Origin of the sequence: Desulfovibrio sp., assembly GCF_034006445.1 — a bacterium.
Taxonomy (GTDB): Bacteria; Desulfobacterota; Desulfovibrionia; order Desulfovibrionales; family Desulfovibrionaceae; genus Desulfovibrio.
The window spans coordinates 554904-579099 of sequence record NZ_JAVESS010000001.1 but is presented as its reverse complement, the minus strand read 5'-3'; the positions used below and the strand labels follow the sequence as shown (position 1 = coordinate 579099).

The window sequence follows — 24196 nt, the reverse complement described above, 5'->3', positions numbered from 1 at the left end:
CTGTCAATAAAGGGGCCGGGCCCATATCCCGGCCCCCTTTCCTTTCCTGCAATCCCTATGCGATTTTCAATGAACTGTGATCCTACTGCCTTTCGGCGCGGCCCTTCAGTTTTTCAACGTCATCCTGCAAGGCTTCGAATACCTGATTCCCGAATCTGGCTATTTCAATGGCCTGAAAATACATGCTGTCGATCATCTGTCGCTTTTCGTCTGGCGTCATGTCTGGGGCCTTGCTTATAAAATCTATGGTCTTCGTGATCTCCGAGAGTGCCTTGTGTGGACCATCCACGGCTTGATATACAGAATACGGCAGCAGATTTGCCACGTCGTCATATTTGAAATCCTTGCTCAGAGCGTTGATGCTTTTTAGGTAGCCTGTGGCTTCGTCGTAGTTGTCAAAGAATCGCTGAATGCTCTCCGCCCCCATGCTTGGATGGCGGATCACAAAGGCCCGCACAAAGGGGACATCTGCCAGAGTGGCTGCGGGCTTTACGGGATCAGCAACAATGCCAGCCTTGCGGGACATGGCGTCCACGGCTTGAAGGGCATACATGCCCAGGCCGCCCGTCCAGCCGCGGATGTAGTTTTCCGCGCGGGCAGGGGAGAAGGTGTTCATCTCTCTCACTGGCGGCAACGTGCCGACAAAGCTTGAAAGAGCCTTTGTCAGTTCTGTGGTATTGTTGGTGTATTGGTATTCCGGCAGCAGCCCCTCTCTGTTCTTGGGAATAATAGGGCGGTCAAAGGGCAGCGACCTGTTTGCAAATGCCTCTATTATCGGGGCAAAGGCGGTTGGCACAAGGTTGGGCGCGGAAACATCCAGCATGGACTTTCCGAGTCCACGGAAAGCCTCTTGCCTGGCCGTATCCACGCTGCCGTATTTGCCATGCGCTGCGTCGAGAATGAATTCCGTCGCGCGCTCGAGAGTTGATCCAAACATGACGCCTTGCTCAAACGGCTTGGGGATGCGCAAGAGAACCTTGTTTTCTCCTTGCCCGATAGGCGTAATCCAAAACATATCCCTCTGCGCGCGCGGAACCTCGGCAACGTCGTTGTCGCCATAGTTGTTGATGGCGTTGAGTATGGACGGAATGCCAATGAACAGCGCTGTACGCACGAGAAAGCGCCGGGGGTTTTCCACTGCTCCGCGCGCTGTTCTGTCCAGCCCTTGCAAACTGGCATTGAAAAATGCGGTTATGAGGTTGAACGAGGCCGTCAGCTTGCCCCGGCGCGAAAAGTCCATAATGTCCCGTGATTCATAGGCGGCCTGCATCAGCCCAGCCTTGTCATTGCCGTGCTTTTGCACGCCTTTGCCGAACTCTCCCAAGCGGGTCATTTTTTCTGAAAGCTCAGAGCCTAGGCGCAGTAGCTCCAAAGGATTCTTGACCACATTCCAAACGTGCTCTGTGTAGCCCGTTGCCGCAATATCTTTGAGCGTGGTTTGAAGGGTGGTTCTGTCCATGCTCACAAGGCTGGCCTGGTCGCCACCGGCTTTCACCCAATCCCAATAGACGTTATCCTTGGTAACTGCGCGCTTTAACCCCTTGGCCGTGTCCAGCCCTGGGATGAAACCTGTACGGGAAAGGACGCCTGTGGAAACGGCATCACGAATAAGATTGCGAACCATAAAATCAGGTGTAAGCGTGGCGCCGGCTCGCAGCATTTTTGCCGGAATGGAGATAAGCTTCACCAGCAATGGCACGCTTTCTGTGTTCAGGCCGTTCATCACCTCGGCAATTTCTGGGGCCGCCTGATACACTTCGCGCTTCCCGTCACGGAAAACGGCGATCTGGCTTTTTTTGTCCAATGTGGCGGCGTTCTGCCAGAATGTGAGCATTTCCCCCATATCGGCAGATTCAGCCAGTGCTTTTATTGACGTCTTCACGCTGGGATTGATTGGGCCAAGGGAGTCAATGAACGCCTTGCTCACATCTTCGACTCTGACCTGCACCGCAGCTTTTGGCGTGGGCAATTTTTCCACCAGCCAGCCCGCCCCATCGGTTTTACTGGCAAGGTCTGTGAGGGCGCGGCCAATGCCGTTCTTTTCCGCAGCTTCAATCATGGCGTAGGTGTTCTTGATTATGGATTCCAGCGGGTCAATAATGTCACGCCCGCTGCCCTTGATGCGCCGTATGGGATTGCGTCCAGTAAGCGATTTTCCGCCCCCAAGAAAGCCATCGACATTTTCCATGACGCGGAAGAAGGGGACATAGTTTTGATTCATTTCCCGCATGGCGGCAGCCGTTTCCGCGCCGAGCAATCCAGAATCCACGAGGTAATTCACAACATGGTTCTGGTATTCGTCCAGCTCACGGGCCAACGGCTCATACTTTTCGTTCAGTTTTTCAGCCGTCGCGCGCATAGCCTCAGGACGGATGCCGGATTTTATGCCCCGCCCCTCAAGCTCAAGCCCACGCCGTGACACAAGGTAGGCTCTGAATTCGTCCAGGTTTTCCACCGCCCGCAAGGTCTCGGCCAGGGGCTTGCCTACATTCTCCCAGTTGCCATAGGTGAAGGGCGAGTGCTCAATAAAGTGTGTGGCCTTGCCCTTGGCCCCGGCAAACGTGCGGGCCAGCGTGTAGGGGTTTATGTCAGCAGGCAAATCCTTGCCTTCTGCAAGAATAGCTGTGGCCTTTTTTAGGGGGTACAGGCGATCAACAAAATTGGTGTACACCTTGTCCCATGTGTCCTTTGAGGTCAGGCGTGAAATAAGCCCCTCGCCTTCACGGCCCTCAATGCTGATGTGTGAAAGAACCTCTTGGGCGGCTGGCTGGTCTGCCCATCGCTTGACCGCTTCGCGCGCGTTTAGAAGGGCCTTGCCGAAGTCTGGCGCGCGGTCAACAAGCAGTTTCTCAAAGTGCTCGTAAAAGCGTGGGGCGGACTCCAGCGCATCCTTGGGGTCAACCACGTACTTGGCAACGAATTCCGCGAATCCTTCCGGCAATGCAGACTGGCCGGAGCGTGGCTTTGTGGCAATGGGGGCAAGTTCATCACGGAAAGCCCGCAGTGGGGCGGCTGAAATATCGCCAAAAAGCTGCTTCTGAATGTGATGCCCAGCCTCATGCACGACGGTGGCTACGTCATTGGCTGTGCGGGTTCTGATAACTTCTGGCGTTATTTTGTAGATGCCCTCGGCCTTTCTGCCGGATGGCCCCATTTTGCCCGTGCGGATGGGCACTTCAAGGGCATCGGCCAGGGCCTGAACCACACCAGAAAGCGGCACGCTGTCCGCATGATTCAGCGCGGATTCGGGCAGCACTGGCTTGTCTTCAGCAGTGGGGATGCGGGTGCCGCCGCCGAAATTTTGCAGGGTGTCCGGGTTTACTTTCTGATCGACAGAACTTATATTTAAATCATCAACCGTGGTTGATTTTTGAGAAGGCTTAGCATCTCTTGCGTCGGGTCCAACCGCCGTCGTTTCGGGCGATAAAGAGGGGGAAGCCTTCTCTTTATTATTACCCTTCCAAAGGGATAGGAAAGCGAGTTCTTTTCTCCCTGTGCGCAACTCCTCCACAACGTATACAGACCCGTCGATCTGCTTTTTGTACATCAGTCCTGGAAAACCCTTGTCTGTCGTGATGGCCGTTACAGAATCGTAACCCTTCACAACATCTGGAATCTTCAAATAGTCTTCTGGTACAATAGCTTCTTGCCCTCGCGCACTTTCGATTGCGGGATTACCGTGTTCGTTCATGGCATGGCGCACTTCGCGGGAGTCGATGGAATGCACCATGCCTTCCGGTATGGTAATGCCGGAATCAGCGGAAAGCTTGGCAGCGTCAGTCTTGCGCAGCATATTCCAGTGCAGGCGATCTGGAGTCTCCCCGGAAAAGGCCTTGGCGACCGTTTGGCTTATGCCCTCCTTGACAGCCTCCGGGCCGGCACGCTCCAGCAATTCGGCCTTGGCCCAGTTGCGCGGCAGGTAGTGCTGCAATTCCTCCGACGGCACATCTTCGTTGCGAATCAGCCTTGTTTTGGTTTCTTCTGCAAACGCCCCCGGAATATCCCGGTTGATGGCCAGAATATCCTGCTGCACTGTCGGGTCGGTCTGCGCAGCCTGTGCAATTTCTTCCGGCGTTTTCCCTATCTTGGCGTAGATGTCTCTGATTTTGGGTGTAGTTTCTTGAGCAATTTTCTGCACATGGCGCACGTTGCTTATACCGTGCAAGGTCACAACCAGCAGGCCAGCATCAACGAACTCTTGCGGGTGCGGCAGCCTGCCTTCAAGGGCAGCGCCCGCCGTCGGCATGGTGGCAACCTCGGCGGCAACCGTGGCGGCGCCTGTGCCCACAGAGCCAAGACCAGCGGCAGTTGCGCCAAGGCCAGCCAGCTTGCCAGCACCGCCGGTCAGCCCGCCAATGACTGCCCCCTTTGCGCCACTGGCAAGGGCATCAGGGACAGCCGAAAGATATATGAAGTCTTCGGTATGGCCGTCTGCGATGCGCTTCGTGTAATAGGTGCGCAGGCCCTCAGTAGTCGCCATGGCCGAAGCCGGAATGGTTACGGGCGCAGCCGGGCCCCCAAGCGAGCCAGCTACGCCACCGGCCACAAGGGCGGGGATGTCGCCAACTATTTGCCCGACACCCATGAAGAGCCTGTCCGCCCATCCCGCACTGTTCATCTGTGTTTCGTTTACGGCGTCGGGCATTTTTTCGCGCGCCCACAAGCCGGACACAGAACCTTGCAGCCCATGCTCAAAGTATGCGCCCAGGCTGGCCTGTGCCGAAACTTCCTGCTCGCCAGAAGCGATTTTGTGCTGGTTGAAATAGGCGTTGATTTCCTGGTCGGAATACCCTCTCTCGATTAGGCGAGGGGACATATAGTCTTGAATTTCAGCATCAGAAAAGCCACGAGAGCGCAGCTCTAAATAAAAATCGGGGCTAGATTCTTGCTGAACTGGGCTCTGGCTCATTCTTCACCCCCCATAGGTGAACGCTTCAAATTGGTAGAGATATCTTCATTCGCAGCCCGCTTTGCCCCCACCGGCTGCGCCGACATCTTGTTCCTGATGGCCGAAACCTGGTCAGCCATCGTGAGTTGATGCCGCTGCATGATTCCGGGTAGGATGTAATTCTTTGACTGCGGGTTCAGCAGGTCGAGCACATTCCCCTTGGCCTGCGCCTGCTCGATGGCGTCTTGCAGCTCGCGCTGCGCGGCAAAGTGGGCGAGGGCCTGTTCTGGCGTGCCATCGGCGAGCATGGATTTTTTGAATGCGCCATCAAGGGCATTGAATGCGTATTTGATAGCTGCGCCCTGCGGCCCCTGGACATTTTCCCGAAGTTTGATCAGTTTTTCCTTGGTCGCAAACGACACTTTTCCGGCGGCCACGCCTCTGGCAATATCAGCCTCTGTGACGGGCTGGCCGCTGGCGATTCTTTTTTTGATGTCCACGACAAAGCCGGGATCGTCAGTGTCCAGGGTTCCGTTTTGCAGGGCCTTGAGAAAATCCAGTTTCGTCTTCCCGTCGATGTTGGGGTCATCCCTAATCGTTCTGTATGCTGCGTCAGGGTCTGCCTGGCCGCCAAGCCCGAGGCCCAAGTTTACTGCCCCTGTGAGAGCATCGCGGTCATAGTCGTCGCGGGCGCGCCTTTCAGCCGCGTTCTTATGCGCCCAATGCGTGTTCAGCATGTTGGAAACTTCGGCGGCTTGCTTGGCATCAATGCCGAGCCTCATCTGCCCGCTTGGCGAGGCCAGCATTTCCAACGCCTTTGCCTGGGGCATATCCGCAACAAACTTGAAAGCGGCGTCTTCTTGCTGCCTTCCGAACATTTCCTTGCCGTGCTTGAGCAGGGTCATGACTTCAGATGGTTTGAGCATACCCGTTCCGGGCTTGTAATTAGCGGTTGATTCTACCCCGACATCAGGCTTGGTGTATTGTCGCTGAGTTCCTTTACTTTGCAGCATGCTTTCAATGTCTGATGCGGAATACTTTTTCCCAACGGGCGACTCCGCCATGGACATCCCCTTCATGAGCAGGGCGAGATTCTTTTGCTCGTTCAGATCCAGGGGCTTATCCAGATCAAGCCCAGTGGCCTTGGAAACGGTTTGGAAGTACTTCACAAGATTGTTTTCATAAGCCTGGGCCCATTTGCTTATAAACTGGCGCGGAGTCGTTAAACCATCCCTGTTTTGATAAAGCCGAAGCTGCGCACCTGCTGCAAGATAACCCTCGGCATCATCATTAAACTGGCGATAATCGGCTCGTGTACCACTGTTTGCACCAGCCTGTTTTATATTCAGCGGGTTGTGAAAAGCTTCAGCAATGGTATTACCAGTAAAGGCCATCCCTTGCGGCGCATTGTTGCGCAAAAAACTATCTGCTTCATCCTTTTGACCGCTTGCAACGAGCTCAAGATAGTGCTGCTTTTTGAACTCCCTTGCCTTCTCATCCAGAACGCCAAGCGATGCCTGATAATCTGCGTCTGAAAGATATCCGCGATATTCGTTCAAAACACCGATGGCCATAGACGGGTTTGTGGCAGCGATGGCCGCAGACCCCTTGATAATAGCGCTGCCAAAAGCTTCCTTTTGTTTTCTGGAAACCGTGTCGGTATCCCATCCCAACATCCTGCCTTGGGCCGCAGTGGCTATTTTAATATTCGCCAGGGCCGCACCTAGCGTGTCCATGTCAACCCTACCGGAGGCTACGAGATCTCTTGCCGTTGATATGGTGTTTTCTGCCCGTTCAACCTGCGCATTCATGAGCTGCGTTGTTTCATGGCTGCCCACTCGGTGAGCGTAATCCAGAAACATGGCCGTCATGGGCTTTGACGCAAGCTGCAGTTGGCGTTCAGAAAGTTGCTGTTTGGCGTCTTCATCCCATATGGTCTTGAAAGTGTCTTTGCTCTCTTGGTACATACCCTTTGCGGCATCGCCTTTCCGGGTGGCAAAAAGGCCCGTATCCGGGTTGTCATAGAGGTCATCAAGCCTTTTCTTTTGCCGCATGACGAAGCCGCTTACCTGCACATCATCGTAGGTATCAGCGAACCGCTCAGAGGCCTTTTGCAGGCCAGCCATGGCTACCGCAACAGGGTCGCCAACGCTCCAGGTGGGGGCGTACGCGCCGCTGCCACCGCCAGATGGGGCGAATCCTGTTGCGTCAACGCCCCGAACATCGCCTGGGCCTTCTATTCTGAGTGCCATGTGCTACACCTCACGACTTAAGGGAAGGAAGGCTGGACATACTGAACGTGCCAAAGTCATTGCTGCTCATGCTGTTCGCGCTACTGCTGCCATAAAATTCACTACGGATTTTTTCTTCGCTCATTACACTGTCCACCGGGCTTTCAGCCTTAAGCCCATATTTAGACTCCAGTGACAGCACGCCAGCGCCAAAGCCCACAATCCCGGCCACGGCTGAACTGGTGGCCTGCCAGTCATACTGATTGGCCTTTTCGCGCAGGCCAGAGGCACGAGCACTGTTTTGCAGGCTCGTCGTGCCTGTCTTCATGGCCGCGTTATAGTAAAGCTGCTCCAAATTCTGTTGGCTCTTAGCAGCATGCGCGCTCAAGACAGCTGTGCCCGACGCGCCAGTAATGCCGTTCTTCATGGCGACAACCCGGTTCATGCTCTGCTGCTGTTCCTGCTTTTCCACCAATGTGCGGTAATCGCTCTCGTACTGCTTGCGGATGAGGTAGCCCGTGAGTTTGGTCTGTTCGTCGAGCGCATCCGCCTGCATGCGCATGGCCGCAGCGTTGTACTGGGCGTTGGCCATGGAACTGCCGGCACTTAGCCCGGTGGCGAGCCCCATCATGCCGTACTGTGCCTTCGGCGAAGCGATCATTTCTCCCATGCCGCCCATGTTTTTACCCGCCTTGCTCTATGCCAAAGGCGATAGAGGTTATGAACAATGGAAAGGGCAGGCCCTGCCGTACGCGAATCAGCCCGTCAAACGTAGTGTTGCCGGAAAGGGAAACCTCTATGGTCTTGGTCAGGCAGGGCGGAGGCTTGCCGCCAATAGCACCATCGCTGAAGGCCAGTATTTCCTGCCACTGGCCATACTCGCCGGGCCTGTTCAATGCTGGTATCGGCTGCTCATATTCGGTGCGGATGTCGCCCTTGATGGAACCCAATACCCGAAGCATCACCGACACAATGCGCTTCTTGAAATTCACGCCCTGGCCGTTCTTCAATGGATAGTTGATACGCATTGGCTGTACTTCTGCCGTGTAGCCAAGGCCAGCAGCCACGTACGCGTTCTTGCGTATTTTAATGTCCTGCACACTGCCGTTGGCATCCACCTCAAGCTCCCCAAGGTATGAGCCGTCCTGCATGACCTGCACGCTACGCCCGGCCAGATAGGGCATACCTTTGATGATGCCCGTCTCATCCGTGGTGCCGGTCAGCATGGCGTCCATAAACACGCTGTAGGTGGCGTCCTCGGCATACACATCAAAGGGCGTTTCAAGGTATTCGATGAAGGTTTCCCCATTGCGCTCAACGGCCACCCAGAACTGATCACCTTCAATGTATGGAATGATGGCGCCAGACTTGACCTTTCCTTGCGTGCGGTGCTTGTGCCAGGCAAAAATCTGCTGGTCCCGAATATAGGTGCAGCCGGAGAACGTACCGTCCGAAAGGATGCACCAGGCAATCGGTTCCGGTTCGCTCATGCTGTGCATTTCTACCACGTCGGGGCTGGTGGCTTCGGGACAAAGCAGGTTGAGGGGGGCCGCCTTGAAGCGGTAGCCAAAATCCTGATAGTCAAGGGTGTATACGTTGGTTCCGGTGCGGCTCACGAACATGGCCGAACTGCCAAGCAGAATAGCCTGCACGTCGCAGCTGCCATAGCTTGACTGACGCTTGTGTCCGGTCGTGCTTGGAGTCAGCGGGCTGTCAATGTCGGAGCCCTGAATGCGAATCTCTGAAGCATTGGTGCCCACAACCAGCTGCTCCATGTCGAGCATCCACTTGATGGGGTTCACACGTGAGCCGTTGATTCTGAGAAAGATAGCATCTTCGGCCAGAGGCTCTTTGGTCTGGTCAGACTGTGTATTAATGTTGAAGTTGGTGAAATCTGCCATCTTTGACATCCAGATGTTCAGAGGTTGTTTGGGCGTACCAGCATACACCAGTCTGTCTTCGTAAATCCTGACCAGTGAAGGATAATTTCCCGCCGCAAAGGGGAGCGGTTCCGTGCTGTTGGTGATGAATGAAAGCCCTTGATAGGCCCAACTGGTCGCGCTCAGGCGTTCAAGCCGCCAGGGCTGCATATCCGGGTGGGCAAAATAGATCACGTCAGCAGACTGCACATAGCGCAGCTTTGTTACATCCACGCCATTAAGCGCACCGACCGCCAGTTCCATGGGGGCGTTCCCGCTCATCAGCTGGCCCCCGCGCGTGAAAAAACGAATGTACCCATCGCCTATTTCGAGAACGTAACTTTGCGAGTCCGTGCCGTTGAAGTCGAACGGTATGAGCCTGCAGCCGTTTGCTTTGGCCTTGGACACAAAACGCAGGCCGGGCCGCTTGTAGATGCCGCCCGTGGGCGTGACAATGAAATTCTCCAGCACGCGACAGCCCACGCCATACTTGGAGTAATCCACGCGGCCCTCAAGCTTTGCTGTGAGTAGTCCGCCTACAAAGGAATGTACGTCAGGGTAAATCTTCATCAGAACAGCCTGGCATTTACAAAAGAGTTGGGCCTATTTACGGGCATGGTGTCCGTCTGCTCGCTGTCCGTGTGCATGGCTTCGATGCGCAGGGACATGGCACGCTTGTACATGGCCTGCTCGCCCTGAGTTGATCCGTTAATCTTGAAGTGCAGTCGGTTGGCGATCATGGCCGAAAAGTAATTTTTGAACTGAGGCGTCATTTCATGGGGCCGCACGCTGGTGCGGACATACACTATCTGTAGCCCCTGATGGTTGGATACGAGGCTTTTCCCCTGCACCATGTATTCAGCAACGGGCTGTGTGTTGCTGGCAGCATTTTCACCCCACAGTGACTGCAACTGCGTGGTTTCCACTGACAGGATGCGCCCGCAGTCTTCCGGCAACTGGTAGGCATAAGAAAACCTGATGTCCCGAGGCGTTTCTTCCAGTTGCTGGAGGCGAGCGGCCATGACCGCGAATGACCACGGGTGGCCGCTCAGCACTTCCGCAAGGGTTTCGTCATAGACGGCAGCGCACAGCTTGGCATTCTTGCTCTCTCCTTCCGGGTCAAGAATGGTGTCCTGCCCCATGTAGAGCAAAGCCTGATTGATGATGCCTGTGCGCCCCTGATCCATGACGGCCCCCACTAGCTGTTAAGGGAAAGTACGAGTTCTACCAGTTCCTTCTTTTCCATCGCGTCAGCAGGCACGCTGGCCGGGTGGAACTGGCGCAGCCACTGCACAAGGTTGTCTTCGGACATCTTGCCCACTTCTGCCTTGGTCATCTTGGCCTTGAGGTTCGGGTTATGCACGGTAGGAGAGGGGAGAGTCGCCGTGCCCTCGATGTGCTCCGGGTACTGTTCTGCGATATGCTCCGGCACCTCCTGCCCCTCCATGAAAAGCATGGATCCAGAAGCACTGATAACCGCAAAGGGTTTGATTGCTCGTGCCATTATTAACTCCTAGCCGCGCCGGGGCTGGCTGATGTACTGCGGGAAAATGTCCACACTGCCCGTGGGCGCGGCGGACCCGCTGATCTGTGCCTTGATAAAGGGATACTTGAACGTGGCTTCAGGCAGGACGAAGTCACACACCACGGCGTCAGGGCCAAAGACCTTGGCCGCTCCGGTATCGTTGGTGTAAACGGCAGTGCCCAGGGTAACAGGCGTGCCTGCTTCCGTTTTGGCTCCCAACACGGTCAGGGTGATCGTGGCAGCGCTGGCCACAGTCAGGCTGCCGGAGCCCTTGGGAGTTGCCACGCGAATGGCCGTGCCACCCTGGGCGGCGTCAAGGCGCGTGGGGTTATTGCTGGCCTGGTTGCCCACGGTGGGCGTGGTGGTGATGGCCTGCGCCTGTGCAAAGTATTCGCCGTAAGGGCGAAGGTTGACGTTATACATGCTGCCTCCTACAGGCTGATGGCGGATTCAGCGCCATCCACGAAGTTGTACGAAGTGATGATGGGCACGCCGCTCCAGGTATCCACACGGAAGTCGGGGTTCTTGTCGCTGTAGGCGGACTGGACAAACTCGGTCTTGCCGATTTCTGCCAACTGCAGCTTGACCTTGGGATGGCAGATAAGAATGGTCTTTCCCGCTTCGCCAGTACGGGCCGACAGCAGGACCTTTTCCACCATCATGCGGGTGAGCGGCGTGGGGGCGGCCAGGTTGATGTTCACAATGGCCCCGATATTGCGGTAGCTCTGCATACGCACGCCCATGTAGGTTTTCATGCGCATGCCGTAACCCAGTGCCTTGTAGTATTTGCTGTTGGTGTCGGGGTTTTCGTAGAGATTGCCGCCATTGATGGCCTGCATGTCAAGGAAGGTGTCGCGCTTGAAGCACAGGGGCGAATACAGACCGGACATGTTGACTTCGTCAAAGCGAAGAGCCAGCAGGCTGTAGTTGGTGTTGCCAGTGCCGCCCGCGCTCTGCACGCAGTCGGTTTTGCCCGCCGCGTACTGCGACAGGGCAAAGGGCAGAAAGGCGTTGTAGATATAGTTGCGCTCAACATCCATGCCCGTCTGGCGCTCAAAGGCCTGGCGGTTCTTGCCGAAATACTTGTCCGGGCCGCCTTCCAGCTTGGCGGTATCTTCGGGTACGAACATTTTCGCGCCAAAGATGTTGAGTTGGGTCTGCTTGAGTGCGTCGGCGATTTGGATTTCCTGCAGGGGCGCGTTGAGATCAACGCTGTTCATGCCGCTGCCAATCATCCTGATTTCGCTGGACACGTCCCAAAGCTGGTCAGAACTGACCACAAAGGGCATGGCCTTCACCACCGGCGCATTTTCGGTGATGTTGTCCACCTGATTGACAAAGGTCTTGGCCTTCCCGATGGAAAGCTGGTTGAGAGAATTACCGAAAGGCATAGCTTACGCTCCTTTGAACATGCCCGAGAACATGTCATCAAAAGTTTTTTCCTGGGCTCGCGGAGCCGCGCCAGTGATAAGCACGTCCTCGCGGTGCATCTTGCCAATTGCATTGAATATCTTCACAAAGCGCGGGTCATCGCCCATGACGGACAAAAGCCCGCTCACGTCCTTGTCTGTCAGCCCGGCCCCCTGTGCTGATGCCTTGAAGCCGCGCACGGCGGTGTCGTTAAACTCCTTGAAGGCAGCTTCGCCGCCACATTCCTTGACGAAATCCCGCTTCACCTGAGCGCGGTATTCGGCAATGGTGTCGTTTTCCGTACGCTTATGGTGTTCCACCTGCTCCAGGGCGAACTTGTGATGCCCTTCAAGCAGCTTCTTGGCCTGGGCCTTTGAGAGTCCGGCTTCATGGAAAAGTTCGGTGTAGTACTTGTAATCCGCGCTGGCCGTGTCGATTTTGACTTCTTCACCAAAACCGAAATCGCCATAGGCATTGGCGTCCTGCGGAACACCAGCCAGGGCGCGCATCTTCTTGTCAAATTCGGCGCGCTGGTCGTCGCTTGCATCATCCGGCAGCGGGGCAAGTCCTTGCAAAGGCTCAGTTTGCTGCTGGGATGCACCAGGCTGGGCCTGACGATCACCAGCGTTATCAGCCGCACCCTTGCCGTCAGTGCCTTCCTGACCACCCTGGGTGGCACTACCGAGCAGCGTGTCCTTGTTGTCCGCTGCGCCAGCGCCATCGCCTGCAAGGATACTCCCGCCATTATTGGAAGCCTCGTTAAGTGGTGCGGCAGCCTGTGCCGCACCCGCCTGTGTCCCGTCAGTCACTTGTGACATGTGCTCCATCCTTTTCAATTTGTTCCAGCACGATAAAGAGGTCACGCCTGGCGCCGATGCGCTGTGTCTGCGCCAGTGATTCGCATTCCATGTTGTTCATGGGGGTATCCATAAAGCAGGCGTGTCGCAGCCATTCTTTCAGGATCGCCCCGGACTCTGTGGACAGCGCAGCGCGAATGCGTGACGCCATCATGAGGTAGTCCCGCTGCTCAGTACTCACTACATGCCCCCAGCTGCTTGCTGCATGATTGACTGCACAGGGCTGCCAGCTTCAGGAGCCTTGGAAAGCCCTTCATAGCCCTGCATCATGCCCGCCATCATCTGCTGTTGCTGCATTTCTTTCTGAGCCGCCTCCTGGGCCTGTATTTTCTGCTGGCGCAGCCCCATGACTTCTTCAACCGTGCGGATGCATGATTGCGGTATGCCGCAGCTCTCAATGATGCGGCGCGTGATGGTGTCGCTGTCCACAATGTCCATGACATCGGGGTAAAGCTTGGCAATGCCGCCAAGCTCCTGCAGGCCCTGAAGCATCTGCTGCGTCCTCACGCCTTGCTGGGCGCGCACCAGGGGCGAGATGTATTCAATCTCGATGTCAGCGTTGAGCAGTTCTTTTGGGGGCTCGGGGATTGCGCCATGCTCTTTCTTCTTGATCTCAAAGACACGCTCGAACAGCCGATTGAAATTTTCCTGCTGCTGATTGATGAGGATAGGAGCCAGCAGAAAAGATTTTTCCGTGGCAAGCTGCTCAATTTCCATGGCAGTGGGCGTGCCCCGCCCCTGCTGAGTGCGGTTGTGGATCATGAGGAACAGGTCAACGAAAAAGGCGGCGTTCACGTCCTTCTGCGCCTGCTGCATCAGTTCCATGCTCAGCTTGAACTCGCCCACCAGTTGCAGCGGCTGAAAGTCCTTGACGTCTGTGGTGCCGTCCTTGCGGTAGGTGTTCAGGGCGCCGGAGGAATAATTGAGCCGTCCCACAAGGCCACGGTCCGGCAAAAGCATGGGCGGGGCCACACTGAGTTGCCCGGCCTGAAGCATGAGGCGCTTGATCTCGTTAATCATGAGCACATCGGCCAGAGCGATGGTTCCGGGGCTGATAGAATACGGGGAGCGTCCGTCAGAATAGGCGCGGGTGACGATGTAAGGCAGGCTGTCAAAGCCTCCTTCTGAAATCAGATGGTCCTCGCCCGGTTCAAAGTAATAGCTGGCATAGGGCAGCTTATTGTTGCCAATGATGTTTTCGTAGCCGGGGGCCTTCTCCATCACGGCATGGACAATGGTCACATGCTCCTGCGGGTTGGCATTCCTGTCTTCTGCCAGGGCCTGCAAGCAAGGAGAGAGGTTTTCCTTGCCAAACATTGCCAGAGCCTGCTGCAGGGTTATGCACATCTCGCGGTACACCACATTAACGCGGCCCGCGTAGTCATTGGCGATGTAAATTTCGTCTACGGGCACGTCACGGTAGTAGGTGCCCATCTGCGGACTTTCACCCACCAGCATGGCCTGCATGCCGTACAGACCGATGTGCTTGTAGCTGCTCACCTGCTGCGTGTAGAAATTCTTAGCCGTGAAGTCCTTGAGGAACAGGTTTTCAATCTGCTCCAGCCAGTTAGCCACATGGCGGTATTTCTTGAGTTCGTCCCCGCCGGACTTGTCGGCAATGCGCAGGGTGAACCACTGGTCGGACGGCGGCGACACGCCGGAGAGCATGCCCGAAGAAAACACCGTAATGGCCTGACGGCAGGTATTGTCCACGTCCCGCACGTCGCGGCGCATGGCCTGGGCCGGATTGTTGCCGAGCTGCCCGTCAAAGAGCGTCATGCGCTCGGATTCGAATACAGCCACTTTGCGCCAGATCTCGTCAAAGGGCGCGCGCTCGGATTTGAGCTGCCCGAATTGCGTATTCAGCTGCTGCACAAAATCGCTGGCGCGTTTGCCTGCCATTTAAACCGCCTTGGACGAATCTTCTGTATCGTCCGTATCATCTTTATTGCCGAGCACCTGGTTCTTGATGCCGACCTTGTCCACGTCCGCGCCCACTTCCGAGGTCATGATGTCCTTGCCGTACATCTGTTGCGTACGCAGTTCTTCTCGCTTGCGGGCCTCTTCAATGCGGGCCTTGGCCGCCTCGCTTTCCGCGTCCGCCTGTTCCTGCGTCTGGCGCAACAGATCGTAATTGGTCATGTCCATAGACGGCGACTTGGGTGTCACCGCGTAGGAAATCAGGCCCGAAGCCAGCATGGCCGCAGCCCCTATGGCGAGTTCAGTTCCCATATGTCACCCCAGCTGGTTCTGCTGTACTGCCGCGTCCTTTTCGTCGTCTGCCAGCACGTCACGCTGCCCCAGCATCTGCTTGCGCAGCTCGTCGCGCCTCTTCTGTTCAGCTTCAGCGATTGCCGTTTCCTTGGCTTCCTGCTCGGCCTTTTGCCGGGCAAGGTCCGCCTGTTGCTGCGCATACAGAGCCGCACTGTTGTCGCTCCCACCGCCTTTACCGCCACCGCCTCCACCGCCCATATGTCTATCCTCGCAAGGTCGAAAGATTACTGACTGTCAAAATGGCATCCCGATTTTTGCCAAGGCAGAAAACCGCCTTTTCCAGTCGTGCCACCTTTGAAAAACCGATGTCATACACCAGCGCCAGAGCATGGCGGTAACAGGCCGGGGTAACGCCGATGAGTTGCCTGATACCCGCCGCTTCGCCAACCCAGGCAAATAAAGCCCTGCCACCCGCCACAAACTGCTCGCGCCTGCCTGTCTTGAATGAACAGAAATGGACGAAGCGCTGAGCGCCTGTACTCGTACACATCTCAAGCCACACAATGGCAATGGGCACATGCTGCGCTGCGTCATAGAGCATGAAAAACAAAAACTTCGGCTGCTGGCAGAAGCTCAGCCATTCGGCAGGTTCCGGCGGATACTCCCGGTCATACAGCACGGTCTGCGCGTAGCCAGAGGCCACCATCAGCTCCAGGGCAAAGATCAGGCTATCGTCGTCAAGCCCGCTATCGTCGCCCGTGTACCAGCGGCAATAGAATTCAGATGAGAGACTGTGAAATCCCATCCGCATAGCCTCCACCGTTGGAAAGATCGTTGTATTCCATGAGGACATTGGCTTGCCGATCTGCATATTCCTGCCTGCCGTGTGATTCCGGCAGTACAGGCATGGCAAAGGTCAGCGCCAGAGCATCGGCCAGGTCAGGGGAGCGCCCGAGCCGGTCTTTGATGTCCTCTTTCTTTTCAAGAGATATGCGTCCCTTGGCGTCGTAGCTGTAGAGCGGTGAAGACAGTTCACCCACAAGACCGTCTACCTTTGGGGTAGCCCCGCCAGCCCTGATCCATTCCCGCAAGAGGAACCACATTTCAGAACGACGATTGTAAAACTTCGCCGCATCAAGCGCAGACCCGCCAAAAGGTATCTCGTACACGCAAGGCAAAGCCTGGCGCAGGATGTCGATAACGCCCTGGCCCTGCCCGGCGTCCACAAAGATACTGTGCGGCCGCATTTGGTGGTAAAGGCTAATGACCCTGTTCGCCACTTCCACATTGTTCAGTTTGGCCACGATAATTGGAGCAGATGCCACCAACCCGCGACGGGGGAAAATAACCGTCCTGTCACCACCAAAGCGCGCCACATCCACCCCCATTACCAAGGGCATGGACTGGTAGGCCGTGGGTAGATACGCCCGTTGGCTGGACTCTGTGGCTTCGTCAATGGTGATGAGCACGTCGTCGGATGAAGCGGAAAAGTCGCAAAGAAATTCCTGACGAAATGTGCCTTCGCTCATTTCTGCCCGTAACTGTTCAACCTCGGTGGCAGACAGTGCGTCGGTGTCCCCCACTCGAAAAACTAGGGCCGTCCATTGCCTGCTGGTGTCCTTTTGAGCCTGCACAAAAAGTTCATGGAACAGGTTAACGCCCTTGGGCGTACCGATGAACACGGCCCAACCATTACGGTCAGCCAGTTCGGGCCGGATGATTTCTTGCCAGACCTCGCGCCGCATCTGTGCCACTTCGTCCAGCACCACACCGTCAAAATAGAGGCCGCGCAGGGCGTCAGGGTTGTCTGCCCCAAAAAGTCGAATGCGTGCACCATTTGGCAGCGTCACGGACAACTCAGACTCATTGACCATCACGCCGGGAATAGGCGCGCTGTAGTGCTTGAGGTAGGCCCAGGCTATTTGTTTGGCCTGGGTGCGGAATGGAGCCACATAACCATAGGAACCACGCTCCAGAGGGCAGCGTACAGCGGCTTTGAGCAGGTGATTGACGGCCAGTACAGTCTTGCCGAAGCGGCGATGGGCAACAAGAACGGCAAAGCGGTGGGTCTCAAGCCTTTCGTGTACCTGCGGATAGCGCGGGCGATAGGGGATAGTGACCTTTAATCCTGCCATGTGATTGCAATCCCGCCGGTTATTTCATTCTTAACCTTGTCCGTGAACATGCCGAGGTGACGCCCAAGCAGTTCCAACGCCTTGACCTTGTCGTGCCGCTTGAGCTTGAGGCTGCCGCCGTCCTTGGTTGTGCTTTCGCTCACCTCAGCAACGCCTGCCGCCTGGTCGTCCGTTAATTCGGCGCTGTCTTTGAGTATGACACCGTCCGGGCCCCACTCCATGACATCACGGGCGCTGCCAAAGGCTATTTTCGCCAGTTCAGCCACCACGCGGTCCTGGGTTATCTCTGTGCGCTGCTCCCGCTTCGCCTGGGCTGTTGCAACGGCGTTGGCAACTGAAGTTTTCTGAAGTAGCTCGGCACCGATGCGGTAGGCAGTTTTTTCGCTATACCCCGCACGAATAGCGGCCTGTGTGGCATTCAAGTCCACCAGGTACTGCCGCACAAATTCGGCCTGCTTTGTGGTAAGCTTCGCTGCCATCACATATCCTTGCGCAACGCCTCAATCTGGCGCTGAAAATGTTCGCGGTGAGCCTTGCACGTCTCCTGACGCACGTACTCGCGCAGTTCGGCGCGCTGTGACTTTATCTCGCTCCAAATGAGCCGGACGCCCCAACCCACAACAGTGACGGCCAAAGGGGTGAGGATTTGCAGCACGTCCCAAATATCGACGGTCACGACTAGAACCCCACCAGAGCCTTTCCAGCCCGAGCGACACTGTCCACCACGGCATCAGCCACACTGGAAGCTTCAGGGAAAAAAGCGGAGGCGAGTATCAAAGCGACAACCAGGGCAAACGCACCAATCATGACGTAGCCCTTCATGTAGCGAGGTGCGATACGCCCGCGCTTGAATGCTTCAGCCTCCACGAGTTCGACCTGGGCGCGTATCTTTTCTGCTTCAGCATCGCCACCTACAAATTTGTCGATGAGCGCCCCTATGCCGGGCAGATATTTGACCAAACCAAGCAGCCAAATAGGCATGTCAACGCCCCTCCTTGAGTCCTTCCAGACACATTTGAGATTCAGCCGTGCGGCGCACGACAAGACCGCGTAACAAAACGCCTTTAGCAGTGGTGTAAATTTCAGAGATACGACGGCAGGCAGCGGCCCAATCGCCTGCATTGGCGTAACGAGCTACGCTTGATTTGCAGAACGCTGTGGGGCCGATATTGTACGCCATGTCGAGCATGGCCACTATTATTTTAGGATGCTGCTTCGCCAGAGACGGCACACAGCGCATGGCAGGGCGGGAGGTCTCGACAAGATGGTCGTTGAGACTGCGGGCACATTCCTCAGCACTGTAAGTAGCGCCGGGGGTAACATTGGTCGTGTCGCCGTAGCAGCGCGTCCAGATGCCTACAGGATCTTGGTAGGCTTCAGGAACGTAGCCCTCGAACTGCTCAACGGTAGTGATTGCCTGCTGGGCGGTATCCTGCGCGGTGTCGGGGCTCACGCCGTAAAACACAAGCATGGTGATCAGCGCCACACCTGCGATTACTCCGGGGGATTTTTTGTAGGGGATCTTTGCCACGGCTTACGCTCCTGTTTGGGAGAAAGCGTAGCATGGCATTTTAGACTGGACGGACTGAGGAGTATCTGGGAAGGTCTGAGGAGTATCTGGGGAGGGGTTGACAGGATTTTAATTATTCAAAAAAAGCAAGGATAATCATGAAGGTTATTTTCTTCTTAATTGGGGTCGGGATTATCGCTTTATGGTTGTGGAGTGGCGGCCTTACAGAGCTAAGTAAGGAAAATGGTAAAAATGTAGAATCAATCGAATCTCTTTTTACCGGGCTGGCTTTTTTGGGGATGATGGTCGCCATATATTTTCAAAATGAAGAGCTTAAACTTCAACGTCAAGAACTTTCAGAAACACGCGAAGAACTGAAAAGAAGCGCTGATGCAAATACTGAGTCTGCATTGCTGGCAAAAAATAATATAGAACAGCAATATTATATAGCAAAAAGCAATTTTTATACTCTAAAAACTCACTACTTGCTCAGAAATATATTGCGCAGATTAACAATATTTATAAATCAATAGAACTTGATGCTAATGATTTTACATCAAGGAATAAAAAATATCACGAAAATAAAAACAATATAGATGCAATTTTAATTAAACTTGAAGAACTAAAATTTATTGATGAAGGCTAGTGACACTATAGCATGGGGGCTTCCCTCCACGCCTGAAGCCTAGCCATCTCTGCGCTATATCGTAGCTTACGCCCGTCGCCTTCAACAGCGATGGGCGCGCCTTTTTTGATCCACACCTTTACGGTCTTCTCGCCCACGCCCATTTCTTCGCAGATTTCGGCCATGTTGCGCAGTATTTTCGGCACATAGCTTACCTGGGCCTGTCGTTGCTCAGTCGTCATACTCATACTTCCTCCCGGCCCAGCCCATGCTTTACGCGATCCCTTTCTTCTGCGCGCTTGGCATCGTTGAACCTGTCCAAGGTCCCCACAAGATAGCCTGTGATGCGCCGGGTCCGCTCAAATTTGACGCCGACGCCAACGAGCCTTACTGGCCGTGGCTCTGCCTCAACAACCACCGGGGCTGGATATTCGTAATCAAACATGCGGGCACTCCAGAATTTCAATCTCCCAACGTGGTTCGTCGGAGTAGTATTTCCCGGTGTGCGGCAGGTAACCCACCACAAGCTTGTCATCACCCCAGAAACGCAGCTTGGACAGGCAGTCTTTGACGTGCTTCAACAGGTTGTCCAGGTCGGGCTTTGTGGTGGGGCGCACGACGCCTTTTCTGGCCAACGTCTTGAACGTCTTTGTCTTGCTGGCTGGAATCGGCATGTACGCCTTCACACCCAGGAGCAATTGCCCCTGCATGGGCTGAGCAGGCTGATATGGGCCGAGCAGGGCCATTAGCGCCTCTTCTTCGACTACCTGGCGCTTGTCTTTGTACGTCCGAGAAAAACCATTCACCACGCCATGCCGGGCGCGCATCTGGGCCTTGGGTACGATTTTGACGGTGATTTTCACTGCATGACCCTCTCTGTCCGCTGGCGCATGCTTTCAACTGCTGCGCGGGCTTCGGGATTACCACGGAATGCGTCAAGCACCAGGCTTCCAAGCCGCGGCGTTTTATCTTCCGGTTCTTCCGGCAGCGCTGGCAAAGCGTTCCTCACAGGCCGTTCCGCATACTCACGCAACACGTCAGCAGGGCAGGGGAAGAACCGGGATTTACGCATGTGAGACATGCACGCTGCTATAAACTCTGCGTCGCTAATGTCGGTGCAAAGCTCAGCCCATGTGCCCACGAGCGCCCTAAGTTCGTCAGCGCCCAACGCCTGCTGGTAAACTACGGCCATGCGCGCCAATTCCGTTGAGATTCTCTGCTTCGTAGCCATGTTCAAGCTCCTTGTCTGCGGCTCTCACAAACGCCGCCATGCCTTCAAGATTCTGCCTGTTACGTTGCGCCTGTGTTCTGGCCACCGGCGGCCCATCCCTGGCTTGCTGTGCCGGTTCAACAAACGGCGTGTCGTTCCAGCCCTTGCCATTAAGCCACTTTGCCATGTTCGGAATTTTGCCGCGCTGCCATCGGCTGTCCTCTTGCGCGAGGGTCAGGATTGCATCTCTGACGGCGTACACATCCGGCAATGTTCCGTTGCAATGCAGCCGCATCCACTCACGCCAAGCCGCCTCTTGACCTTGCTGTACGGGGTAGACCTGCCAGCAGGACATGAATGCCCGCCACTGCGGATGGCCTTTGCTCGGGCAGTCTGTGCGTTTCGGCCCTGTGCTCTGTGATACATCTGCTGGTGGCTCCGAAAAAGGCTGGACGAGTACAGCACTTCCCGATTCTGCCGGGCTCAAGTCGTCAATGTCACCCTGAAACTGTTCCGGGGGTATTTCTGGCACGAAAGGTGCTACGTGCGCGTGCGCGCTATCCCCCCTCTCTTTGTCTTTATGCGTAAGAGCAGGAGAAGGAGCAGGAGTCGGCGTGACGTGGGACGAACGCGCCACGGTCGTCTGACGGTCGTCAGGCGGTCGTTGAACGGTCGTCAGTCGGTCATATTCTTCCTTGCTGATGGCGTTGATACCCACAGCTTTCAGCTTGTCGTAAGCTTCGCGGTTTGCGGTGGCCAGGCGTGAAAACCTTGCCTTGTCTGAACGCTCATCAGCCTCACTGGCCCATGAGTTGTGATCCTTCCAATCATGTAGAGCGTAGCTCCCGGCAACTTCATCAATCCAGACGCCCAGGCAATAATCAAAGAAGGCTTTCTCTTCTCCCTGCCAGTCCGCAGCCATTTCAATGTCTTCCCAATCCAGGCTGGAAAGATTGCCGTCTGGGCGGTTTTGCGCAGCCCATGACCACAGGATTTGCAGTGCGCGAATCCCTTCAAGCCCAAGGCGTTTTGCCGTCTTGCGCGTCTTTGGGTGCTGCCAGAAGCCCACAGAGAGGCGAATGTCAGTATTCATTAATCTCTCCCGGCGGTTAACGCACGCCGCCACTGGCTGAATGTCTGTATTCCGCTAAAGAGTTCTTTCACCCTGGGCGGGCAGTCTGATTCAAGACAGAATTTGCGGTCGAATGATTTTTTTTCCATCAATTCCGGCTCGGCCTTGTCGGGATACTGCACAAGCCACCCGTCGGAGTTTTTGGCGCAATAGACGACGGCATACGGGCGACAGAGGGTTATTGCTCGGATGACATTGCGAGGATTTAATTTTGTGATGTCCATGGACTTTCTCCATTATTGATTTGCATCAAAAAAAGCCCGAGCGAAGCCCAATGGAGTGGCGCTTCTGGCATTTTTGGTTGCCTGAGATCTGCCGCCATACTGAGTATGCATTTTGCTGCCTTCTGTTGGCGAAACGCTCAAAATTTTGCCAAGTATGAGCGGCAGGGGCGGTGTGAACTGGCCCCACAGGCATGTGCGCTTTGTGTACGGATCTCCGTAGTCGCATGGGTTGAATCGCATAAGTGGCTTGCCAAGGTACCGAACAAGCTTGCCGACAGGATTTTCTAGCGCCCACCAATGTAGTGTGCCCCTGTGCGCCCATGCCAGCCTGATGCAGGCATCGACTACAGATAGCGCTTCGACCATGTCTGCATCCGTCCGCTGCCAACGAGCGCCGGATGAAGCGAAGCAGGTGCAGGGGGGGGCTGCGAGAATGCCATGTACGGGCGAGGTGTCCTTCTGAAGTAGCCGGATATCACCGCCATGCTGCAGATCAACACGTACGACGTCATACCCAGATTCGACGTATGGACGAGACCAGTTTCCCGTATAATCGCAGAGTGAAATGATGCGACGGGTCATTCGCACAACCCCCCTGCGTAAATGCAAACGTCAGAAATGCTTTGGTCGGCATACACAAGCAGGTCATATTGCTTGCCGCCATGCCTGGTGCGCGACCATCGAACAACCTCATCAATCTGGGTCGGGCCAGACGCCCCAGGGGTAGTGTCTTGATGAAAAAAGGTTGAAACCTGCAATCGGGATACGGCTCTGACTTCATTTTCCCACTGGCGAATTTTTTCAATTGCCCAAGGGAACAATTTCGCTACAAGCCGGATGTCTTTTTTGGATGAATTGATACAAGGGAGGCAGCCTACTCGTTCAAATCCCATGCCATAGAGAGGATTGAGCTTAAGCCCATGGTGTTTATGCTTGGCGATGACATCGGCAAGAGTCCACCCCATTAGTGGGCGATAAATCGTCATGCCTTCAGTATCTGGTGACGGTTCCCACATCGGATAACAAGCACGCTTTGCGGATTCCTCAGCGCGTATTCCCTGCCAACTCCAAACATGGAATCCTGAGTCTATCAGCGGCTGTTGAACCAATGAAAGATTTGAAAGCCTCTTTAATGATTGAGAGCAAAATGCAGAATTTCTCGCAGGGAAAAAACCCTTTGAGCAACAAAGATCCAGAAATGGAATGCCGGTGGGTTTTAAGCCATGAGCGAGGACCTGGTCTACTCGCGCTGGTGACCATGGGTTCTTTGTGCGGCTCACAGCTTTACCGGATTCTAAAAATCGTTTTTTCCTTTCAAGCTGTGCCGTAAAATCAGCCTTGATGATCTGGACTTTTGGCCCGCCTGTGCGCTCATGTAACCTGGACACATATTCCAGCGTTTCAGGGTGTTCGTTGCCGGTGTCCGCGCAAAGAGCGATAAAGTCACCCTCGGTTCGTTCCAAGGCTTCAAGATAAGTGGCCCCTGAATCCTTGCCGCCGCTAACGGAAACAACGTGCTTCACGTTTTCTCTGCCTACAATCAGGGGGATGTTCATTGGTCCCCCCTGGGCAAGCTTCTTTCAATGCCGCATGACGGCGCGGGAATGGGCACATACAACGCCTCGATGCCACGGCCTATTGGCTGCGGTGCTGGAACAGGCAGTGCCCGCAGCACTTCAAATCGCGCTGCGGCTTCCGCTGCGCCCCTGGCTCGTTCTTCCCTGCCCACGGCATCAAAGCTCAAAGCCTGAGCGGCGGCTATGCCGTCGGCCAAAGCATCTTGCAGCGTCTTGCCCTTGGGCAGCCGTGAGTGATGGCCTTCCAGCAAGTGCAGCATGACGCGCGCCGCCTGCAGGTATTTTTTTCGGGTGCGGGTGTCCATGCTATTCTCCCTCCTTTCGCTTAGCGTCTGTTTCCATGAGTTCGCGTATGGCCGCATTTAGCTTGTAGACGCGCTTTATGGGATCCTCTTCGGCGTGGCATTCAGTGATTGCGATGTAATCTTGCAGTTTCTCAGCATCGAGCGTTGGCGCGTCCGGCGTTGCCTTAAGAGGCAAAAGTGCAAAGCCGTGTCGGGCCGCCATCAGTTCAAGTGGCCGCATGTCGCCGCTCAAACTCAGCATGTCGTCGGCTTCCCACAGATTCAAAAAGTGCCTGCGCTCTGCATGATTGTAAGGCTGCACCTTGTTGGAAAGGGTAGAGACCTTAATGTCCAGCTTCCCGGCCATAAGCTCCTGCCCGTAGTCCAGCGACATGCTCAGGAAGGCTCGCATTACGTCAGACTGTGAAATTTCCTTGCCCATAATATCGTTACCC

The 24196-nt window shown here is 55.4% G+C and carries 29 protein-coding genes; 1 reads left to right on the top strand and 28 read right to left on the bottom strand.

Annotated features, from left to right (window positions below):
- Nucleotides 1–82: 82 nt before the first annotated feature.
- The 19 genes from RBR41_RS02440 to RBR41_RS02350 form a co-directional block, all read right to left on the bottom strand.
- Entirely contained in the window at nucleotides 83–4816 is a 4734-nt protein-coding gene (locus tag RBR41_RS02440) for an LPD38 domain-containing protein (RefSeq protein WP_320350727.1), read from the bottom strand.
- Between the two features lie 89 nt (nucleotides 4817–4905).
- Entirely contained in the window at nucleotides 4906–7140 is a 2235-nt protein-coding gene (locus tag RBR41_RS02435; RefSeq protein WP_320350725.1) for a hypothetical protein, read from the bottom strand.
- Nucleotides 7141–7150: 10 nt separating this feature from the next.
- Entirely contained in the window at nucleotides 7151–7798 is a 648-nt protein-coding gene (locus RBR41_RS02430; RefSeq protein WP_320350723.1) for a hypothetical protein, read from the bottom strand.
- A 4-nt stretch (nucleotides 7799–7802) separates the two neighbouring features.
- Entirely contained in the window at nucleotides 7803–9608 is a 1806-nt protein-coding gene (locus RBR41_RS02425) for a hypothetical protein (protein ID WP_320350722.1), read from the bottom strand.
- Nucleotides 9608–10225: a hypothetical protein gene (locus RBR41_RS02420; protein ID WP_320350720.1), complete on the bottom strand. Its 618-nt coding sequence runs from the start codon at nucleotides 10223–10225 to the stop codon at nucleotides 9608–9610. The genes RBR41_RS02425 and RBR41_RS02420 overlap by 1 nt, the downstream gene beginning before the upstream one ends.
- A gap of 11 nt (nucleotides 10226–10236) precedes the next feature.
- Nucleotides 10237–10542, bottom strand: coding sequence for a hypothetical protein (locus tag RBR41_RS02415; RefSeq protein ID WP_320350718.1), 306 nt, complete (start codon nucleotides 10540–10542; stop codon nucleotides 10237–10239).
- A 9-nt stretch (nucleotides 10543–10551) separates the two neighbouring features.
- Nucleotides 10552–10986: a hypothetical protein gene (locus RBR41_RS02410; protein ID WP_320350716.1), complete on the bottom strand. Its 435-nt coding sequence runs from the start codon at nucleotides 10984–10986 to the stop codon at nucleotides 10552–10554.
- An 8-nt stretch (nucleotides 10987–10994) separates the two neighbouring features.
- On the bottom strand, nucleotides 10995–11954 hold the full coding sequence (locus RBR41_RS02405; RefSeq protein WP_320350714.1) for a major capsid protein: 960 nt from the start codon (nucleotides 11952–11954) through the stop codon (nucleotides 10995–10997).
- Between the two features lie 3 nt (nucleotides 11955–11957).
- The gene (locus RBR41_RS02400) at nucleotides 11958–12791 is read right to left on the bottom strand and encodes a hypothetical protein (protein ID WP_320350712.1); all 834 of its coding nucleotides are present in this window, start codon (nucleotides 12789–12791) and stop codon (nucleotides 11958–11960) included.
- Complete coding sequence (locus RBR41_RS02395) at nucleotides 12775–13011, bottom strand: hypothetical protein (RefSeq protein ID WP_320350710.1); 237 nt, start codon at nucleotides 13009–13011, stop codon at nucleotides 12775–12777. The genes RBR41_RS02400 and RBR41_RS02395 overlap by 17 nt, the downstream gene beginning before the upstream one ends.
- Nucleotides 13011–14732 carry a portal protein gene (locus tag RBR41_RS02390; protein ID WP_320350708.1) on the bottom strand — a complete coding sequence of 574 codons (1722 nt, stop codon included), beginning with the start codon at nucleotides 14730–14732 and terminating at the stop codon, nucleotides 13011–13013. The genes RBR41_RS02395 and RBR41_RS02390 overlap by 1 nt, the downstream gene beginning before the upstream one ends.
- Complete coding sequence (locus RBR41_RS02385; RefSeq protein ID WP_320350706.1) at nucleotides 14733–15062, bottom strand: hypothetical protein; 330 nt, start codon at nucleotides 15060–15062, stop codon at nucleotides 14733–14735. It lies immediately after the preceding gene.
- Between the two features lie 3 nt (nucleotides 15063–15065).
- A complete protein-coding gene (locus RBR41_RS02380) occupies nucleotides 15066–15302 on the bottom strand; it encodes a hypothetical protein (protein ID WP_320350705.1) in 237 nt (78 codons plus the stop codon).
- Nucleotides 15303–15306: 4 nt separating this feature from the next.
- Complete coding sequence (locus RBR41_RS02375; protein WP_320350703.1) at nucleotides 15307–15849, bottom strand: hypothetical protein; 543 nt, start codon at nucleotides 15847–15849, stop codon at nucleotides 15307–15309.
- The gene (locus tag RBR41_RS02370; RefSeq protein WP_320350702.1) at nucleotides 15824–17179 is read right to left on the bottom strand and encodes a terminase large subunit domain-containing protein; all 1356 of its coding nucleotides are present in this window, start codon (nucleotides 17177–17179) and stop codon (nucleotides 15824–15826) included. Before RBR41_RS02370 ends, RBR41_RS02375 begins: the two co-directional genes overlap by 26 nt.
- Complete coding sequence (locus RBR41_RS02365; protein ID WP_320350700.1) at nucleotides 17167–17658, bottom strand: terminase small subunit; 492 nt, start codon at nucleotides 17656–17658, stop codon at nucleotides 17167–17169. The genes RBR41_RS02370 and RBR41_RS02365 overlap by 13 nt, the downstream gene beginning before the upstream one ends.
- A complete protein-coding gene (locus RBR41_RS02360; RefSeq protein ID WP_320350699.1) occupies nucleotides 17658–17855 on the bottom strand; it encodes a hypothetical protein in 198 nt (65 codons plus the stop codon). Before RBR41_RS02360 ends, RBR41_RS02365 begins: the two co-directional genes overlap by 1 nt.
- A 2-nt stretch (nucleotides 17856–17857) precedes the next feature.
- A complete protein-coding gene (locus tag RBR41_RS02355; RefSeq protein WP_320350698.1) occupies nucleotides 17858–18160 on the bottom strand; it encodes a hypothetical protein in 303 nt (100 codons plus the stop codon).
- A gap of 1 nt (nucleotide 18161) precedes the next feature.
- Nucleotides 18162–18710 (bottom strand): lysozyme, encoded by a 549-nt coding sequence (locus RBR41_RS02350; RefSeq protein ID WP_320350696.1) that lies wholly within the window; start codon nucleotides 18708–18710, stop codon nucleotides 18162–18164.
- A 137-nt stretch (nucleotides 18711–18847) separates the two neighbouring features.
- On the opposite strand from RBR41_RS02350, the gene RBR41_RS02345 reads away from it, so the two are divergent.
- Nucleotides 18848–19222 (top strand): hypothetical protein, encoded by a 375-nt coding sequence (locus tag RBR41_RS02345; RefSeq protein WP_320350695.1) that lies wholly within the window; start codon nucleotides 18848–18850, stop codon nucleotides 19220–19222.
- 118 nt (nucleotides 19223–19340) lie between these two features.
- Here the strand turns inward: RBR41_RS02345 and RBR41_RS02340 are convergent, their stop codons facing one another.
- From RBR41_RS02340 to RBR41_RS02300, 9 genes are all read right to left on the bottom strand, one after another.
- Nucleotides 19341–19562, bottom strand: a complete 222-nt coding sequence (locus RBR41_RS02340; RefSeq protein WP_320350694.1) for a MerR family transcriptional regulator — start codon at nucleotides 19560–19562, stop codon at nucleotides 19341–19343.
- Nucleotides 19559–19759: an anaerobic ribonucleoside-triphosphate reductase gene (gene nrdD / locus RBR41_RS02335; protein ID WP_320350692.1), complete on the bottom strand. Its 201-nt coding sequence runs from the start codon at nucleotides 19757–19759 to the stop codon at nucleotides 19559–19561. The genes RBR41_RS02340 and nrdD overlap by 4 nt, the downstream gene beginning before the upstream one ends.
- Complete coding sequence (locus RBR41_RS02330) at nucleotides 19752–20177, bottom strand: RusA family crossover junction endodeoxyribonuclease (protein ID WP_320350691.1); 426 nt, start codon at nucleotides 20175–20177, stop codon at nucleotides 19752–19754. Before RBR41_RS02330 ends, nrdD begins: the two co-directional genes overlap by 8 nt.
- Nucleotides 20174–20395: a hypothetical protein gene (locus tag RBR41_RS02325; protein WP_320350690.1), complete on the bottom strand. Its 222-nt coding sequence runs from the start codon at nucleotides 20393–20395 to the stop codon at nucleotides 20174–20176. The genes RBR41_RS02330 and RBR41_RS02325 overlap by 4 nt, the downstream gene beginning before the upstream one ends.
- A gap of 76 nt (nucleotides 20396–20471) precedes the next feature.
- Entirely contained in the window at nucleotides 20472–21617 is a 1146-nt protein-coding gene (locus RBR41_RS02320; protein WP_320350688.1) for a hypothetical protein, read from the bottom strand.
- Nucleotides 21617–21880 (bottom strand): hypothetical protein, encoded by a 264-nt coding sequence (locus RBR41_RS02315; RefSeq protein WP_320350686.1) that lies wholly within the window; start codon nucleotides 21878–21880, stop codon nucleotides 21617–21619. Before RBR41_RS02315 ends, RBR41_RS02320 begins: the two co-directional genes overlap by 1 nt.
- Before the next feature lie 578 nt (nucleotides 21881–22458).
- Nucleotides 22459–23436, bottom strand: coding sequence for a phosphoadenosine phosphosulfate reductase family protein (locus tag RBR41_RS02310; RefSeq protein ID WP_320350684.1), 978 nt, complete (start codon nucleotides 23434–23436; stop codon nucleotides 22459–22461).
- Entirely contained in the window at nucleotides 23433–23762 is a 330-nt protein-coding gene (locus RBR41_RS02305; RefSeq protein ID WP_320350683.1) for a hypothetical protein, read from the bottom strand. The genes RBR41_RS02310 and RBR41_RS02305 overlap by 4 nt, the downstream gene beginning before the upstream one ends.
- Nucleotide 23763: 1 nt before the next feature.
- Entirely contained in the window at nucleotides 23764–24183 is a 420-nt protein-coding gene (locus RBR41_RS02300) for a phage regulatory CII family protein (protein ID WP_320350682.1), read from the bottom strand.
- Between the last annotated feature and the right edge of the window lie 13 nt (nucleotides 24184–24196).